This window comes from Olsenella urininfantis (assembly GCF_900155635.1).
Lineage (GTDB): Bacteria > Actinomycetota > Coriobacteriia > Coriobacteriales > Atopobiaceae > Olsenella_G > Olsenella_G urininfantis.
Genome location: NZ_LT732540.1, coordinates 700,883 through 716,086 on the forward strand (window position 1 = coordinate 700,883; position 15,204 = coordinate 716,086).

The window sequence follows — 15,204 nt, forward strand, 5'->3', positions numbered from 1 at the left end:
GGACGGCTGAGGAGAAGCGGCCACGCAAGGCGCACGACATCGGCGAGTCGAACAGGCGGCGGCTGCTCGCCGCGATAGGGGGATGACATGCAGACGATGGAGGAGGTGGACCGCATCGCCACTGAGGCGGCGGTCGCGGCGGCCGACAGGCACCACGGGAGGGACGCGACCTGCGGGGAGTGCTGGTGGTACGTGAGCAGCCCCGGGACGTGCAGGGACGGCTGCGGGCTCTGCACGGTGTCGGCGCAGATAGTGCCGAGGAGGGTCGAGGACGCGTGCGCGGCGGACGAGGCGTGCGCGCTGTTCGAGGAGGCATAGCTGGACGGGCGGGGTCTCGGCCCCGCCCGACGACGCGCTTGGAGGAGCGGATGGCAGTGGGATACGAGATAGAGCAGGTCCCCATCGGGGACCTGAGGCCGTACGAGAAGAACGCGAAGGAGCACACGCGCGAGCAGCTCGACGCCGTGGAGGCGTCCATCAGGGAGTTCGGCTTCCGCAACCCCGTCCTCGCGTGGCACGCCGCTGACGGCGCGGCCGAGATCGTGGCCGGGCACGCCAGGGTCGAGGCGGCGCACGGGCTGGGCATGGCCAAGGTCCCCGTGATGTTCGTGGACGACCTGACCGACGCCCAGAGGAGGGCGCTCACGCTGGCGGACAACCAGACCACCATGATGACGGGGTGGGACGAGGACACGCTGTCCTACGAGCTGGACGTGCTGGCCGGGGACTTCGACATGGCGGGCTTCGGGTTCGACTTGGAAGCGTCTGAAGATGGCTTCGGTACCGACTTCGAGATACCGGACGGGGACGCGCCGCAGGCCAAGTCGATGGAGCTTCAGTTCACGGAGGAGCAGTGGGAGCTGGTTCAGCGCGTGCTTGAGACGGTCGAGCCGGTCATGACGGGCGGCAACGGCAATGGCAACAAGGTCTGCGAGGTGTGCCGCCTATGGGAAGGGCGCTAGACGTCGAGCTTCGCGTGATTCCGGCCAAGGTGGCCAACCCGTTCGTCAAGCGGGTTCACTACAGCGGCAAGGTGGTGAACAACAGTTGCCTCCACTTCGGGGCCTTTCTGAACGGGCGGCTCCACGGCGTCATGAGCTTCGGCCCGCCCACCGACAAGCGCAAGGTTCTAGGGCTGGTGGAGGGCACGCCGTGGAACGGGATGCTTGAGCTTAACCGGATGGCCTTCGACCCTGTGCTGCCGAGGAACAGCGAGAGCAGGTGCATAGCGGTGGCCATGCGGCTGCTGAAGAAGAACGCGCCACACGTGAAGTGGGTTCTGAGCTTCGCGGACGGTTGCCAGTGTGGCGACGGCACCATCTACCGCGCCTCCGGCTTCGTGCTCACCGGAATAAAGCAGAACGACACGTTGCGGAAAGACCCTCGGGGGGGGTGATTCACAGCATCGCGGCCTACCATCAGGGAAGGCAGAAGGAGTTCAGCGGGTACGAGAAGGTGAAAGGCTACCAGCTCCGCTACATCTACTTCATCGACAAGGAGTGGCGGGGGCGGCTGACGGTTCCGGAGATACCGTTCAGCCGGATAGACGAGATTGGCGCGGGGATGTACAAGGGCGAGCAGGTTTCCGTTGCGGAGCGCCGCGCGGATGTGGGATAATGGCCGCGCGGCGGTAGTTCAAGCAGGAGAATACCCGGCACCCAGCCGGGAGACGGCGGCGCAATCCCGACCCCTCCGCTCCATCGAAGTGAAAGGCCCCTTTCCGGAGGGGCCTTTTCCTATTCAAGAGCGACCGCAAGATGTGAGTGAGCGCACGGGGAAGGAGCGGGAGCGGCTGACCGGCCGCGTCGCGGAGCTCGACGAGGGGTAGCGCAGCCACCGGGTGACGCCCCGCGAGACGCATCGGCCCCAGAGGGGCGTCGCCGTGGAACGGCGTCTCACGCCTGGAGGACCATCGGGCCATGGGCAAGAGGCGCGACATATGGGGCGGCAACGGGAACGCGAAGCGCAAGCTGACGGCGAGGCTTCGCAAGGAGGGCAGGCCGTGCGCGCTCTGCGGCATGCCGATAGACTACGACCTCCCGGCAGGTCACCCGTGGAGCTTCGAGCTGGACCACATCGTGCCGCTGTCGCGCGGAGGGGCGCCTTACGACTACGCGAACGTGCAGGCGGCGCACCGCATCTGCAACGAGCGCAAGGGCAACCGCATGGCCGGCGCGGCGACGGAGATACGGCGCACGAGGCTCTGGTAGCGCCGTGGAGGGCACGCGCATGACGTTCGGCACGTTTGCCGCATGCGGTCTGTTGCGTGGCATTGGCGGCGTCCTGCGAGGCCAGGGGGGCGTTGCCCCCGGTGGTGGGTCACTGGGCCCGCCCAGCGGCATAGGGCCGATTTCCCCGCAGGCCCCCGTGGCATAGGGGGGGCATCTCACGCCGCCCGTACCATCCCCCTCAGAGGGAGGGCGGAATGGTCACCATGCCAGAGGACATAGCGGCAGACCCGGTGCAGGGCGCCGTGTGGGCGTGCATCGCCCCCGAGGGCAACGGCTTCGCCGAGGCCGACGTGCCGGCGCTGCGCCACCTCTGCTTCTGGCACGCGGTGGCCCGCCAGGCCGAGCAGTCCATCCTGCGAGGCGACGGGCAGATAAGCATCTTCGACAAGGTGGGCGTCAAGCCCTTCAGCGGCCCCGACGGGCGCAAGCTCGGCATGTACCGCAAGACCCCGGCTCTTGCGGTCCTCAAGGAGGCGAGCGCCGAGATTCGCGCGCTCAGCGACATGCTCGGCCTCACGCCCTCGGCGAGGGCTCGCATGGGGGCGGCCCGGGCCACGCAGGTCGAGACGGAGCACGGCAGGAAGCTCGCCGTCGTGCTCGGCGACAGGTCCGAGAAGGAGCGCAAGGCGGCGGGCGCATGAGGGCGCGGCAGACGCCGACCTTCGAGGCCAACGTCCCGGAGGACCTGTCTGGCGACGGGAAGATGGCCACGTTGCTCGCCTCTGCGTACTTCGGCGAGCCGATGGAGTGGCAGCCGCACATCCTGGACGTCCTGCTGGCGCGCGACGAGCATGACAAGTACCTCGTCTCCGAGGCGGGCATATCCATCCCGCGCCAGAACGGGAAGAGCTGGGACGTTCGCGCCCGCTGCCTCTACGGGGCCGTGGCCAACGGCGAGAAGATTCTCTACACCTGCCACCACGGCGACACCTCGGACGAGATGTTCCAGGAGCTGTGCCGCCCCTTCGAGGACGAGGACGAGCCCGAGCTCCGTGCGCTCCTCAGGCACGTGCGCAAGACTAACGGCAAGCAGGCAATCGTCCTCAAGAACGGCGGGCTCATTCGCTTCACCACGCGCACCGACTCGGGCGGTCGAGGCAAGAGCTTCGACGTGCTGATCATAGACGAGGCGCAGGAGCTGACCGACTCGCAGCAGGCGGCGCTGCTCCCCGCGATCTCGGCGGGCAAGAAGAAGAACCCGCAGACCATCTACCTCGGGACGCCGCCAGACACCAAGTGCCTGGGGACCGTCTTCCGCCACCTGCACGACGAGGTCCACAAGGGCGAGTCGTCCATGGCGTGGGTCGAGTGGGGCGCCGGCGAGGTCGGCGACAAGCGCGACCGCAGCAGGTGGTTCGAGTTCAACCCGTCGCTCGGCTCGCTGCTCAACGTCAGGTCGGTGGAGAGCGAGTGCAACCAGATGACCTCCGAGACCTTCGCCCGCGAGCGGCTCGGCTGGTGGTCGCCCGTCGCCGGGCGCCTCGAGCCAGCCCTGGACGCCAAGAGGTGGGACGAGGCGGAGAGGCCAGGCGCGATGGATGGAGGGAAGCTCGCCTTCGGCGTCAAGTTCTCTGCCGACGGCAGGGGCGTCGCGATTTCCTGGGCAAGGGCCGAGAGGGGCGGTGGCTCCTACGTCGAGCTGTACGACGTGATGGGCGCTGCGGCAGGCACCGCCGGGATAGCCGACACGCTCCTGCGCAACAGGGCGGAGATCGCCGCCGTCTGCATCGACGGCAGGGACGGGCGAGACGTGCTCGTGCAGAGGCTCCTCGACGGCGGGTTTCCCAAGAGGGCGGTCGTGGACTGCACCTCGGCGACCGTCCAGGCGGCGGCGTCGATGGTGCGCGACGAGCTGGCGGCGGGGACCCTGACGCACATCGCCTCGCCCGCGCTCGACGCGTCGGCCAGGGGGTGCGTCAGGAGGGCCATAGGCAGCAACGGCGGCTGGGGCTTCGGCGACGGCGAGGGGTGCAGGGCCACCCCCATCGAGTCGGCGAGCCTCGCGCTCTGGGCGGCAAGGACCACTAGGAGAGACCCCAGGAGGGTGCAGGAGGCGAGCTTCTGATGACAGAGATTGACCTGAACTTTGCAGACGGCGTGGCCAGCGCCGTGGGGCTTGCGCCGGAGGACAAGGCGCTTGTTCACGAGCTGGTGGACGTGTGGCGGAGGAAGTGCGGCAGGAACCTTCTACGGGAGAAGTACTACCTCGGCCACGTGAAGGTGAAGGACTTGGGCATCTCCATGCCCGAGAGCCTAGCGAAGAAGATTGACTCGCGTGTGGACTGGCCGCGCAAGGCGGTTCACGCGCTGGCCGACCGGAGCGTTCTGAACGGCTTCACCACCGACGATGAATCCACCACGCAGGATCTGCGGGGCATCTACGCGGCCAACGCGCTCGATTCGCTGTACCGAAAGAACCTGATTTGCGAGCTGAAGCATTGCTGCGGCTTCTGGACGGTGTCTGGCGGCGATTATCCGGTTATTAGCGCTTATCCCGCCACAGCAGCATCGGCGGTGTGGGACGATGCCATGAAGGCCATACTGGCGGGGGGTGTGGGGGGGGGATCCCAANCACGGACACGATTATCGTTCTCCGCCGCAGCGACAACGGCTGGGTCGCGGAGTACCGCGAGCACGGCATGGGAAGGCCGCTCATGGAGCCTATGGCCCACGGCGCGACCTTGGAGCGTCCATTCGGCTCCTCGCGCATCTCCCGCGCCGTAATGAGCATCACCGACGACGCCATCAGGCAACGGGCGCGCATGGAGGTGGCATCGGAGTGCGCCACGCTTCCCCAGACGTGGCTTCTGGGGACGTACAAGCGCATAACGGACGATGGCAACAAGTACGACGCCTCCATGGGAGCTATCAACGAGGTGACGAAGGACGTTGATGGCGATGTGCCGACCGTCTGGCAGGCCGCGCAGCTCCAAATGGCCCCGCTCACGGAATACCTGCGGCAGTTGGCGTGCCAAATGTCCAGCGTGACCAACGTTCCCGTCTCGTTCTTCGGCGTTTCGAACGACAATCCAAACTCTTCGGATGCCATCGCGGCAGCCTTGGAGCCTTTGGTCATTGATGCCAAGAACCTGAACGCGGAGAACGGCCACGCCCTGCGGAACGTGGCCTACATGGCCCTCGCTGTGCTCCATGGGACGGACTTCGCAACGGAGCGCGACGCAGGCCTCAACGTGAACGCCCGGTTCATGTCCCCCGCCTACCCCTCCGTCGTCTCCCAGAGCGACGCGATGCTGAAGCAGGTGCAGGCGCTCCCGAAGATTGCCGCAAGCGACGTGGCGCTGGAAACGCTCGGATACACCGACGAGCAGATGCAGCGCATCAACAGCGACTATAAGAGGGCGCAGGCCAATCAGGCGGTTCTCTCCCTGCTGACCCCGAAGGAGGACGGCGATGGAGATACCGCGCAGCCTGCTTGACGAGCTGACGGGGGCCGTCAACGCCCTTTCGACCTCGGCGCAGGCGTTGGCGGCTACCGCGCTTGACGAGATTTTCAGGGAGTGGGACGGCGCGGACGTGGCGGGGCTGCGCGTTGAGTGCATAGAGGCGCTGGAGGCAATCGAGAGCGCCTATTGCGACACCTATGCAGCAGGCAAGGCGGCGGAGTTCTACGAGGGCTGTAGGGCGGCGCAGGGCGTGCGCGGTGCCCACAGAGCCGTTGCCGACTCTAGGCGCGACCCGCAGGCGCTTGCCGGTGCCGTGAAGGCCATGATTCAGTACGTGGTCAACGGTGACACGGACAAGTACCGGCGCGAGTGCCTGTCGAGGATTGACGCGGACGTGCGGCGCTCTGCCAACAACTGCGTTGCCTACAACACCCGGCGCGACCCGAAGAAGCCGCGATATGCCCGCGTGCCCACCGGCGGCGAGACGTGCGGATTCTGCCTCATGCTGGCCAGCTTCGGCTTCCACTACACCACGGAGGAGGCAGCGAGCCACGTGCACGCGGACTGCGATTGCCGCGTGGTGCCGAGCTTCGGCAAGGCAACCGTGAAGGGCTACGATGCGGACGGCATGTATTCGCGCTACAACGACGTCCTGGAAACCCTGGGCGGGCGCGACGGCATACGCGCCGAGTGGGACGCGCTGCCGAAGGAGGAGCGCGAGGCGTACATCGCCAGCCACGGCAAGAAGGAGGGCGCGGCCTTCCAGAAGTACCTCAACAAGCGCGTCTCGCAGGAAATCGAGACGAGAGACCCTAAGTGGTTCAAGACCGGCGAAGAGCCAAGAGTCGGGTTTGTCAGCAAAGAGGTGAAGAAGCGGGCACAAAAGCTGAGATAGGGACGGCGAAGAGGCTGGCGCATCACGGTGTTGCTTCGACGTTCATCCAAGATTACAGGTGGGTTCAGGAAGACGGGCGAAAGCGCAAGGTAGGTCTTCCGGACCTGGAAAACGGAATCGAGATCAAGACAATCGGAACGTCTGGAAACGCATGGGGCGCAATGAAGAACTACCTTGACAGCACAGCTGGAAAGGAAGGCGTCAAATGCATGGTCGTGGACAACACGGTATCTGAGCACATAAGCGACAAGGCGCTAATAGGCGCAGCCAATGAGCTTGTCACGGAGTACCCAGAAGTAGCTCATGTCCGCTTGCTGCTAAAGGACGGTAGGTACCTGGCAGTCAAATAAAAAAGGAACGGCACCGAAAACCTCAAAAGTAGAGGGCAGCATGCCGTTCCTATCTGCATTATAGCAGCACAAATCGCCAAGGGCCGCCTCCGGGCGGCCCTTTTCATGCCGAGACGGGCAAATCTCACGCGTATTAGACACTCCTTCACGAAGCGCCGCACGGCGCACATACACACAGACCCCGGAATGGCCGCACGGCCTTGGGGCGCACCGCACGGTGCGGGAAGGAGCAGCGACATGGCAGACGGCAACACGGAGCCGCAGGGCAACGAGCCTACCGAACCCACGGAGCCGCAGGGAAACGAGGTCGATTGGCAGGCGAAGTACGAAGAGCTGAAGAAGGAATCCCGCAAGTGGGAGAAGCGGGCCGAGGCCAACAAGAAGGTGGCGGAGCAGGCCGAGAAGTCTGCCGGCGAGCGCATCGCGGCGCTCGAAGCGAAGCTCGAAGCTGCCGACAAGGCCGAGGCCAAGCGCAAGCTCGCAGCCGAGGTCGCGCAAAAGAAGGGCGTGCCAGCCGACCTTTTGGCCGGTGACACCGAGGAAGAGATGGAGGCATGGGCGGACAAGCTCCTCGCCTTCAACAAGAAGAGGCCCGCAGCCAAGGTGGACAACCCCGGAAAGTTCTCCACGGGCGGCGATGGCAAGGACGATGCGGGGCTGCGCGACTTCACGCGCAAGCTCCTCGGAAATGACTAGAAGGGAGCCAGCAAATGGCAGCTGACACTAGCAAGGTGGTTCTTCCCCGTGAGGTGGTCACCACGCTCATCAACAAGGTGAAGGACACCTCCACCATCGCGGCGCTCTCCCCGAGCGTGCCGCAGAAGTTCGCGGACAAGACGTATCTCGTGTTCAACCCGACCGCAGAGGCCGAGGTCGTGGCCGAGGGAGCCAAGAAGGGCAGCTACAACATCGACACCAAGCCCGTCGTGGCGAAGCGGGCCAAGATTGTCACCACGACCCGCGTGAGCGACGAGCTGCGCTGGGCCGACGAGGACAACCAGCTCGAAATCGTGACCAACATCATCGCCGACCAGACGGCCGCGCTTGGCCGCGCCCTCGATTACATCGTGTACCACGCGGTGAACCCCAAGGGCGGCGCTGCGCTCACCGGCTACGAGGCCCTTACGGCGGGCGCGACCGCAGTCACGGCCACGAGCGACCCCACGGCGGACATCGACAGGCTGACCGACGCGCTCATCGAGTACAACATCAACGGCCTCGCGGTTTCCCGCGCGTTCGCAAGCGAGCTGCGCAAGGTTCGCGTCCCATCCACCGGCCAGCGCCTCTACCCGGAGATCCCGCTGTCCCTCAACCTGGGCAACATCGACGGCATCCCCGCTGCCGCCTCCGGCACCGTGAACGGCAAGCTCGCCGCCAAGGCAACGGGCGTCAAGGCCATCATGGGCGACTTCGGCCTCATCAAGTGGGGCATGGTGCGCGACATTACCGCCGAGGTCATCGAGTACGGCGACCCGGACAACACCGGCGTTGACCTGAAGGGCAGCAACCAGGTTGCCTACCGCACCGAGGCCGTGCTTGCCTATGCCGTGCTTGACCCCAAGGGCTTCTCCGTCCTGAAGAGCGCCTAGGGGGTGGCCTAGATGGTGCAGAGGTTCTTCGTCCACAAGCCGGAGGAGGCGTCGCCCATCTGCCCGGGCAAGGTCGCTCTCTTGGCCGAGGACGGCGGGGCGCTCTTGGGGGCGCTCCCGAAGCTGGGCGACAAGGCCACGGCTGCGCAGACGCGGGAGGCGCACAACGCCCTCGTTGACGCGCTGGTGAAGGCCGGGCTCGCCTACGAGGAGGTCAAGTAGCACATGGCAGCGCTCGCCGCGATAGGGGACTACACCAAGCGCTACGGCACCGTCACCGGCGAGGCCCGTGTGAAGGTGCTCCTTGAGGACGCCTCGAACCTGATGCTCTCGGCATACGAGGCGCATTGGGGAGAGGCCTACGTGAAGGGCGCCCACACGGCGTTCGACCGCGCGGCGGCTGCGGTGTGCTGCAAGCTCGTCCACAACGCCCTGACGGCTCCCGAGGGCTACGAGGGGGCCACCCAGTTCAGCCAAGGTGCCGGGGGCTACACGGCCTCCGTCACCTTCGACGGGGCGGTGGGCGACATGTGGCTGGGCAAGACCGACCTCGCGGACTTGGGCCTCACGGGACAGCGCCGCAGGGTGCTGACCCCCGAGGAGCGGGACGAGGTGACGGACGATGCTTAGCCTCATCAAGGGCGAGACGGTCACGGTCGTGACCGATGGCGTTACCTACGACGAGCTGGGCGAGCCGACCTACGGGGAGGCGACCCGCGAGGAGGTCTCAAACGTGGTCGTCGCCCCCGGCGCGACCGCAGACTTGGACGCGTCCCGCCCCGAGGGCGTCACCGTGGCCTACACCCTCTGCTTCCCCAAGACCTTCACCGGAGAGCTGAAAGGCCGCTCGGTGGAGGTTCGCGGGGAGGCGCTTCAGGTCGTGGGAGACCCGCAGCGCTACACCGACGCCAACACCCCGACCCCGTGGAACCTGACCGTGGAGGTGACCCGGACGGATGGCTAGGTGCGGCGTCAAGCTCAAGGACTACAAGTGGAAGCGGACGGGCTACGTCGAGGTCTTGGACTCCGCGCCCGTGCAGGCGCTGTGCGAGGCCCCTGCGCGGTCAATCGCCGCCGAGTGCAACTCCACCTACACCAAGGGCGCGAAGGAGCTGGGCGCCGGGTACCGCGTCTTCAGGTCGCGGGGCAAGATGTCCAACTACTGCGGCGTCGCCACCGGCACGCCCCACGCGAACAACAGCGAGCGCAAGCACAACCGCTTGAAGCAGGCGCTTGATTCGAGGAAGTCATGATGGACGTCGAGCGCGTGGTCGCCAGGCGGCTCATGGACGCCACGGGCGTCAAGGCGGTGCTCGAGGTGCCGGAGGACAGGCCGAGGGAGTTCATATCCGTGGAGCTCACCGGCTCAGGCCCCGGCCTCTACCCAAAGACATGCTCGCTGGCCGTGCAGTCGTGGGCGGAGACCCGCAGGCGGGCGGCGGAAATCGCGGGGCTGGTTGAGGTCGCCATCTACGAGTTGACCGAGGAGCCGAACGTCTTCAAGGCCTACCCGGACGGCACCTACCGCTGGCCCGACCCGGATTCGATGCAGGAGAGATACCAGACGAACGCAGAGCTGACCATCTGCGAGTAAAGGAGAGATGAAATGGCCGGAACCAACAAGGAGTACACGGCGAACTCCACCGACAACGTTTCCAGCACCAAGGGCGTGCGCGGGGGCTACATCTTCGTCGCCCCTGTGGGCACGAAGCTCCCAACCGACTTCAAGACCGCCCTCGGCCCCGAGTTCAAGGTCCTTGGCTTCATCAGCGCCGACGGCTACGCCGAGAGCGTCGAGAGCGATTCCGAGGACATGGTGGACATGAACGGCGACCTCATGGACAGCCCGCAGACCTCCCGCGTGGAGACCGCGACGCTGACGCTCGCCGAGATCAAGGCCACGACGCTCAAGCTCATGTACGGCGACGAGAACGTGACCGACAAGGCGGGCGTCATCACGGTGAAGCACAACGGCAACTCGGGCGGAACGTGGGCCATCGTCCTCGACCTGCTCCTGAAGAACGACCGCAAGTGGCGCAAGGTCGTGCCCCTGTTCCAGTGCTCGGAGCTTGGGGACATGACGCTCGCGGTCGGCGAGCTCGCGGCCCGCGAGCTTACGGCCAAGTACCTGACCGACGAGAGCGGCAACACCTGCTACGACTACATCCAGTCCACCGAGACGAACGCCGCATAGGAGGGGACATGAAGGAAGTCGTTTTCACGGTCGAGGGCGTGGAGGGGGAGTTCTCCTGCGACGCCGACCAGCTCACGGACTACGACACGGCAAAGCTCATGTTCAATGCCGACGGGGACATGGGCGCGCCGTTCGAGGTCATGGAGCGAATCTTCATGGGCCGCGACAGCGAGTACATGCGCAGGCTCGGCGGCAACGTGTCGCAAATCGACACCCTGGTCACGGCGGCGATGAACGCGGTGGGGGAGGACGCAAAAAACTCCTCGGCTTCGCCTCAGACCTCGAACGCCACCGGGGCGAAGTAGTAGCGGACTTCCAGCAGTTCTACGGCATCGCCCTCCCGTTGGAGGGCGGGCCGCAGGACTGTGGGCGGATGGCGCTGCTCTGGAAGCACCTCCCGGCGGAGTCCAGGGCGGCACGCAGGCAGTGCCCCGAGCTTGAGTGGGGCGTGGAGGCGTACCTGCTCCGGCTCATCGAGAACGAGCTTGCGGGGCTTACGTGGGGCATGTCCGACCCCAAGAGGAGGCCTCCGAGGCCGCCCGAGCCGGTGAAGATGCCAGGGGAGCTGGCGGAGGCGAGGGAGCGCAGGGACAGCGCCCTGCGCGACAAGGAGGAGATAACGAGGCTTCTGGGATTGGAGGGGCGCGTAGATGGCTAACGTGGGGACCGCATACGTGGCGATAATGCCATCCATGGACGGGTTCGCCAAGAAGATTTGCAGCGACTTCGGCAGCGCCGGCACGTCCGCCGGGAAGACCTTCGGCAACGGCCTGTCCGGCGGCACCGAGAGGGGGGCCTCCAAGTCGAGGGGCGCCATCTCCAACCTCGCGGCCACGGCCAAGGACCAAGCGGGCTACATGGCCCTCGCCTTCGAGGAGTCGGGGGCGAGGCTCAGGGCCGCGATGACGCAGAGCGGCGCGTGGCAGACCCTGACGGGCTACGCCACGTCCGCATCGAACAGCATCAAGGGCGCGTTCGTGGGGATAAGGGAGGGCATGGCCTCCAAGCTCTCCGGCGCGGCCTCCGCCGTGAGGGCGGGGCTTTCCACGGTCGCCTCCGTGGGCAGGTCAATCATGGCGGCTGCGGCGAACCTGATACCGCAGCCCCTGGAGAGCGTGGCGGGCAGGGCCGGGTCTTTGCTCTCCACCGTCTCGGGCGCGGTGAAGACCGGCCTCTCCACGGCGGCGAGCGCGGGCAAGTCCATCATGGGCGCGGCGGCCACGCACATCCTGACGCCCTTGAAGTCCCTCGGCTCCACCGTGGGAACCATCCTCGGCCCCATCGCCTCCACCGCCAAGGCCGCGCTCGCGCCCATGGCCCCGGCCCTAGGCTCGGCTGGCAGCGAGGCGGCGTCCAGGCTCAAGGACGGCATGTCCAAGGCGGCGGGCCACGTGACGAGCGCCCTAAGGACGGCAGCGAAGGCCGCAGGCGTGGGCGCGGTGGCGGTGGTCACGGCGGCAACAGGTGTAACGGGGGCGGGGCTGAACAGCTATGCCNGTCCATCATGGGCGCGGCGGCCACGCACATCCTGACGCCCTTGAAGTCCCTCGGCTCCACCGTGGGAACCATCCTCGGCCCCATCGCCTCCACCGCCAAGGCCGCGCTCGCGCCCATGGCCCCGGCCCTAGGCTCGGCTGGCAGCGAGGCGGCGTCCAGGCTCAAGGACGGCATGTCCAAGGCGGCGGGCCACGTGACGAGCGCCCTAAGGACGGCAGCGAAGGCCGCAGGCGTGGGCGCGGTGGCGGTGGTCACGGCGGTAACAGTTGTAACGGGTGCGGTGCTGAACAGCTATGCCGACTACGAGCAGCTCGCCGGCGGCGTGAGCAAGCTGTTCGGCACGGCTGGCATGACGCTTCAGGAGTACGCGGCGAGCGTCGGGAAGTCGGTCGGTGAGGCGAGCGGCAAGTACTCCCAGCTCGAGGAGGCCCAGCGCCTGATGATGGCGAACGCCTCCGAGGCCTTCAAGACGGCGGGAATGGACGCCAACACGTACATGGAGCAAGCGACGAGCTCCTCCGCGTCGCTCATAAGCTCGCTGGGCGGCGACACGGTCCAGGCCGCGAGGTACACGGACCTCGCCATGACCTCCATGGCCGACAACGTGAACGTCTTCGGCAGCAACATGCAGGACGTGCAGAACGCGTTCCAGGGATTCGCCAAGCAGAACTACACGATGCTCGACAACCTGAAGCTGGGCTACGGCGGCACGAAGGAGGAGATGCAGAGGCTCCTCTCCGACGCCAACAAGCTCCCCGGGGTCATGAAGGACGGCAACGACCTGACGATCGACTCCTACGCCGACGTGATCGAGGCCATCGCCCGAGTTCAGAAGGCCCAGGGCATCGCCGGGACGACCGCCAAGGAGGCGGCTTCCACGATTTCCGGCTCGATAGGCATGGCCAAGGCGGCGTGGCAGAACTTCGTCACGGGCCTCGCGCGCGACGACGCCGACTTCTCCAAGCTCACCGACGACCTTCTCACGTCCATCGGCGCGGTGGCCAAGAACGTGGCCCCGCGCGTGGCGCAGATAGGCAAGGGCATCATCGACGCCTTCCCGAAGGTCCTGGCGGGCCTCGGGGGCGTCCTCGCGCCCCTCGTCTCCGAGGCGCTGGCTGCCGCGTGGAACGTCGCGGCGGGCGCCGTCGCGGGGATGGGCATCCCGCTTCCGCAGGTGGACTCCTCCCAGGTGATGTCCGCCATCGACGGCGTCATGGAGCGCGTGCGCGGGGCGGCCTCGGCAATCTCCGGCGCGCTCGGCCCCGCCATGTCCGCGCTCGGCGACGCGCTGGCCCCCGTCGTGGGCAAGGTCGCCGGCGAGCTTATGCCAGCGCTCTCGTCGGTGGCGGACGCCGTGGGCGGGCTCGCGGCTGCGGTCCTGCCGGTGGTCGGCAGCGCGCTCGAGGCCATCGCCCCCGCCTTGGGCGCCGTCGTGGGCCACGTCGTGCAGCTCGCCACGCAGCTCATGCAGGGCCTCGCCCCCGCGATAGACGGCATCAGCGCAATCGTCCAGGCGGTGCTGCCGTTCGTCCGGCGGCTCTTCGAGGTCTGGGGGGCCGCCATCAAGGGCGTCATCGACGCGGTCTTCCCCTTCGTCCAGGCGGTCGTCACCGCCGCCATGGGCGTCATCCAGTCGGTCATCAGCATCGTCCTCGCCGCCGTGAGCGGCGACTGGGGCGGCGTCTGGGAGGGCATCAAGTCGCTGCTCTCGTCCGTCTGGGAGGGGATGCAGCAGATAGTCTCCACCTACATCGGGGCGGTGCAGGGCATCATCGGCTCGGTACTCGACGCCATAAGCGGCACGTGGGACGCCCTGTGGGGCATGGTCTCGGACCGCTTCTCCAGCGTCTGGGAGGGCATCAAGTCTGCGGCCAGGTCCGGGGTTGACTCCGTCGTGTCCACCGTCACCGGGGTCAAGGACAGCATCGTGGGCTTCTTCTCCGGAGCGGGCTCGTGGCTTTACGACTCGGGCCGGGCCATCCTGAACGGCCTGAAGGACGGCATCATGGGCGCCATCGGCTCCGTCACGTCGGCGGTCTCTGGCGCCGTGGAGAAGATACGCGCGTACTTCCCGTTCTCGCCCGCGAAGGAGGGGCCGTTCAGCGGCCACGGCTACACGACCTACTCGGGCAAGGCGCTCATGCGCGACTGGGCGCGCGGCATCGCGTCAGGCGAGGGCGAGGTGGCCGGCGCCATCGGCTCGGCGCTCTCCACNGCCTACTCGGACTGGCTCGCGACCGACGACTGGCGCACGGTCCTCGAGGTGTGGACCGAGGACCTGTCGCAGACCGTCACGCGCATACATGCGACCTGCCGCATCCAGTCGCAGTACGCCCGCAGCACCAACGCCCAGGGCAGCGTCTCCGTGGGCGGGCAGCAGCTCGCCAGCGCCGACGGGGTGCAGCTGGGCGAGTGGTCCACGGCCACCGTCTGCTCGGGCTACCGCGACATGCGGAGGGGCGCGAGCTCCTACGACGTCTCGGTGTCCGCCTGGGGGTACCTGAGCTACACGGGAGGGGCCACGGCGGCCCTCTCCGTGACCATCCCGCAGCGCGGCTACTCCGCGCCCAGGCCGCCCGCCAGCCCGTCCGTCAGGCGCGTCTCCGACACGTCGCAGGCGCTCTCGTGGGAGGCCGACTACACCGGCCTCGACGGGGAGCGTCCCTGGACCGGCATCTACGTGGACCGCAGGACCGACGGCGGGCCGTGGGTCAACATCGCCAAGCTGCCATGGAGCGCGACGAACTACGCCGACAACGGCACCTCCGCCGACCACCTCTACGAGTACCGACTCTGCGCGTGGTCGCGCACGGACTCCTCCGGCTACCTCGAGAGCGACCACGTCGCGGCGGGCACCGTCCGCACGACGCCCGCGGCCCCGGCGTCCGTGACGCTCTCCAAGTCGTCGGCGGGCTCCGTCACGGTCTCCATCTCGGGCGCGTCCAGGGTCGCGACGGCCTACGAGGTCGAGGCGCGCTCGAACGGCGGCCCCTGGGAGCCAGCCGGGAGCTTCCCGTCGCTGCCGCGCGAGGTCCCGGCGGCTG

At 67.2% G+C, this 15,204-nt stretch carries 20 protein-coding genes; all 20 read left to right on the top strand.

The window, feature by feature from the left end; translation table 11 throughout:
• Nucleotides 1-87: 87 nt before the first annotated feature.
• The 20 genes from CZ375_RS03180 (at nt 88) to CZ375_RS03270 (ending at nt 11,321) form a co-directional block, all read left to right on the top strand.
• The gene (locus CZ375_RS03180; protein WP_077597859.1) at nt 88-318 is read left to right on the top strand and encodes a hypothetical protein; all 231 of its coding nucleotides are present in this window, start codon (nt 88-90) and stop codon (nt 316-318) included.
• 50 nt (nt 319-368) lie between these two features.
• A complete protein-coding gene (locus CZ375_RS03185; RefSeq protein ID WP_077597860.1) occupies nt 369-962 on the top strand; it encodes a ParB/Srx family N-terminal domain-containing protein in 594 nt (197 codons plus the stop codon).
• Nucleotides 947-1,396: a Mom family adenine methylcarbamoylation protein gene (locus tag CZ375_RS03190; RefSeq protein WP_200799682.1), complete on the top strand. Its 450-nt coding sequence runs from the start codon at nt 947-949 to the stop codon at nt 1,394-1,396. Before CZ375_RS03185 ends, CZ375_RS03190 begins: the two co-directional genes overlap by 16 nt.
• The gene (locus tag CZ375_RS08315; protein WP_200799683.1) at nt 1,393-1,617 is read left to right on the top strand and encodes a hypothetical protein; all 225 of its coding nucleotides are present in this window, start codon (nt 1,393-1,395) and stop codon (nt 1,615-1,617) included. Before CZ375_RS03190 ends, CZ375_RS08315 begins: the two co-directional genes overlap by 4 nt.
• Nucleotides 1,618-1,919: 302 nt before the next feature.
• A complete protein-coding gene (locus CZ375_RS03195) occupies nt 1,920-2,210 on the top strand; it encodes an HNH endonuclease (RefSeq protein WP_077597861.1) in 291 nt (96 codons plus the stop codon).
• Nucleotides 2,211-2,425: 215 nt separating this feature from the next.
• Nucleotides 2,426-2,872 (top strand): P27 family phage terminase small subunit, encoded by a 447-nt coding sequence (locus CZ375_RS03200; protein ID WP_077597862.1) that lies wholly within the window; start codon nt 2,426-2,428, stop codon nt 2,870-2,872.
• On the top strand, nt 2,869-4,296 hold the full coding sequence (locus CZ375_RS03205) for a terminase large subunit domain-containing protein (protein ID WP_077597863.1): 1,428 nt from the start codon (nt 2,869-2,871) through the stop codon (nt 4,294-4,296). The genes CZ375_RS03200 and CZ375_RS03205 overlap by 4 nt, the downstream gene beginning before the upstream one ends.
• 616 nt (nt 4,297-4,912) lie before the next feature.
• Nucleotides 4,913-5,668, top strand: coding sequence for a hypothetical protein (locus CZ375_RS03215; RefSeq protein ID WP_234966830.1), 756 nt, complete (start codon nt 4,913-4,915; stop codon nt 5,666-5,668).
• Complete coding sequence (locus CZ375_RS03220; RefSeq protein ID WP_077597866.1) at nt 5,643-6,530, top strand: VG15 protein; 888 nt, start codon at nt 5,643-5,645, stop codon at nt 6,528-6,530. Before CZ375_RS03215 ends, CZ375_RS03220 begins: the two co-directional genes overlap by 26 nt.
• Before the next feature lie 161 nt (nt 6,531-6,691).
• Complete coding sequence (locus CZ375_RS08125) at nt 6,692-6,880, top strand: hypothetical protein (RefSeq protein ID WP_143803063.1); 189 nt, start codon at nt 6,692-6,694, stop codon at nt 6,878-6,880.
• A 237-nt stretch (nt 6,881-7,117) separates the two neighbouring features.
• Nucleotides 7,118-7,576 carry a hypothetical protein gene (locus CZ375_RS03225; RefSeq protein WP_077597867.1) on the top strand — a complete coding sequence of 153 codons (459 nt, stop codon included), beginning with the start codon at nt 7,118-7,120 and terminating at the stop codon, nt 7,574-7,576.
• Between the two features lie 14 nt (nt 7,577-7,590).
• A complete protein-coding gene (locus CZ375_RS03230) occupies nt 7,591-8,469 on the top strand; it encodes a phage major capsid family protein (RefSeq protein WP_077597868.1) in 879 nt (292 codons plus the stop codon).
• 12 nt (nt 8,470-8,481) lie between these two features.
• The gene (locus CZ375_RS03235) at nt 8,482-8,691 is read left to right on the top strand and encodes a hypothetical protein (protein ID WP_077597869.1); all 210 of its coding nucleotides are present in this window, start codon (nt 8,482-8,484) and stop codon (nt 8,689-8,691) included.
• Nucleotides 8,692-8,694: 3 nt separating this feature from the next.
• Nucleotides 8,695-9,099, top strand: a complete 405-nt coding sequence (locus CZ375_RS03240) for a Gp19/Gp15/Gp42 family protein (RefSeq protein WP_077597870.1) — start codon at nt 8,695-8,697, stop codon at nt 9,097-9,099.
• A complete protein-coding gene (locus CZ375_RS03245; protein WP_200799684.1) occupies nt 9,092-9,433 on the top strand; it encodes a hypothetical protein in 342 nt (113 codons plus the stop codon). Before CZ375_RS03240 ends, CZ375_RS03245 begins: the two co-directional genes overlap by 8 nt.
• Nucleotides 9,426-9,722, top strand: a complete 297-nt coding sequence (locus CZ375_RS03250) for a hypothetical protein (RefSeq protein ID WP_077597871.1) — start codon at nt 9,426-9,428, stop codon at nt 9,720-9,722. Before CZ375_RS03245 ends, CZ375_RS03250 begins: the two co-directional genes overlap by 8 nt.
• Nucleotides 9,719-10,063, top strand: a complete 345-nt coding sequence (locus CZ375_RS03255; protein ID WP_143803064.1) for a hypothetical protein — start codon at nt 9,719-9,721, stop codon at nt 10,061-10,063. The genes CZ375_RS03250 and CZ375_RS03255 overlap by 4 nt, the downstream gene beginning before the upstream one ends.
• Before the next feature lie 12 nt (nt 10,064-10,075).
• Nucleotides 10,076-10,663 carry a phage tail tube protein gene (locus tag CZ375_RS03260; protein WP_077597873.1) on the top strand — a complete coding sequence of 196 codons (588 nt, stop codon included), beginning with the start codon at nt 10,076-10,078 and terminating at the stop codon, nt 10,661-10,663.
• An 8-nt stretch (nt 10,664-10,671) separates the two neighbouring features.
• The gene (locus tag CZ375_RS03265; protein ID WP_077597874.1) at nt 10,672-10,968 is read left to right on the top strand and encodes a hypothetical protein; all 297 of its coding nucleotides are present in this window, start codon (nt 10,672-10,674) and stop codon (nt 10,966-10,968) included.
• A gap of 68 nt (nt 10,969-11,036) precedes the next feature.
• Nucleotides 11,037-11,321, top strand: coding sequence for a hypothetical protein (locus CZ375_RS03270; protein WP_077597875.1), 285 nt, complete (start codon nt 11,037-11,039; stop codon nt 11,319-11,321).
• The last annotated feature ends 3,883 nt before the right edge of the window (nt 11,322-15,204 follow it).

Bases quoted from the DNA above. Each gene is read 5' to 3' on its own strand.
- CZ375_RS03225 (WP_077597867.1), top strand. From the start codon at position 7,118: ATGGCAGACGGCAACACGGAGCCGCAGGGCAACGAGCCTACCGAACCC.
- CZ375_RS03195 (WP_077597861.1), top strand. From the start codon at position 1,920: ATGGGCAAGAGGCGCGACATATGGGGCGGCAACGGGAACGCGAAGCGC.
- CZ375_RS03190 (WP_200799682.1), top strand. From the start codon at position 947: ATGGGAAGGGCGCTAGACGTCGAGCTTCGCGTGATTCCGGCCAAGGTG.
- CZ375_RS03265 (WP_077597874.1), top strand. From the start codon at position 10,672: ATGAAGGAAGTCGTTTTCACGGTCGAGGGCGTGGAGGGGGAGTTCTCC.
- CZ375_RS03185 (WP_077597860.1), top strand. From the start codon at position 369: ATGGCAGTGGGATACGAGATAGAGCAGGTCCCCATCGGGGACCTGAGG.
- CZ375_RS03270 (WP_077597875.1), top strand. From the start codon at position 11,037: ATGGCGCTGCTCTGGAAGCACCTCCCGGCGGAGTCCAGGGCGGCACGC.
- CZ375_RS03200 (WP_077597862.1), top strand. From the start codon at position 2,426: ATGGTCACCATGCCAGAGGACATAGCGGCAGACCCGGTGCAGGGCGCC.
- CZ375_RS03220 (WP_077597866.1), top strand. From the start codon at position 5,643: ATGGAGATACCGCGCAGCCTGCTTGACGAGCTGACGGGGGCCGTCAAC.
- CZ375_RS03255 (WP_143803064.1), top strand. From the start codon at position 9,719: ATGATGGACGTCGAGCGCGTGGTCGCCAGGCGGCTCATGGACGCCACG.
- CZ375_RS03230 (WP_077597868.1), top strand. From the start codon at position 7,591: ATGGCAGCTGACACTAGCAAGGTGGTTCTTCCCCGTGAGGTGGTCACC.
- CZ375_RS03180 (WP_077597859.1), top strand. From the start codon at position 88: ATGCAGACGATGGAGGAGGTGGACCGCATCGCCACTGAGGCGGCGGTC.
- CZ375_RS08125 (WP_143803063.1), top strand. From the start codon at position 6,692: ATGAAGAACTACCTTGACAGCACAGCTGGAAAGGAAGGCGTCAAATGC.
- CZ375_RS03245 (WP_200799684.1), top strand. From the start codon at position 9,092: ATGCTTAGCCTCATCAAGGGCGAGACGGTCACGGTCGTGACCGATGGC.
- CZ375_RS03250 (WP_077597871.1), top strand. From the start codon at position 9,426: ATGGCTAGGTGCGGCGTCAAGCTCAAGGACTACAAGTGGAAGCGGACG.
- CZ375_RS03260 (WP_077597873.1), top strand. From the start codon at position 10,076: ATGGCCGGAACCAACAAGGAGTACACGGCGAACTCCACCGACAACGTT.
- CZ375_RS03235 (WP_077597869.1), top strand. From the start codon at position 8,482: ATGGTGCAGAGGTTCTTCGTCCACAAGCCGGAGGAGGCGTCGCCCATC.
- CZ375_RS03240 (WP_077597870.1), top strand. From the start codon at position 8,695: ATGGCAGCGCTCGCCGCGATAGGGGACTACACCAAGCGCTACGGCACC.
- CZ375_RS03205 (WP_077597863.1), top strand. From the start codon at position 2,869: ATGAGGGCGCGGCAGACGCCGACCTTCGAGGCCAACGTCCCGGAGGAC.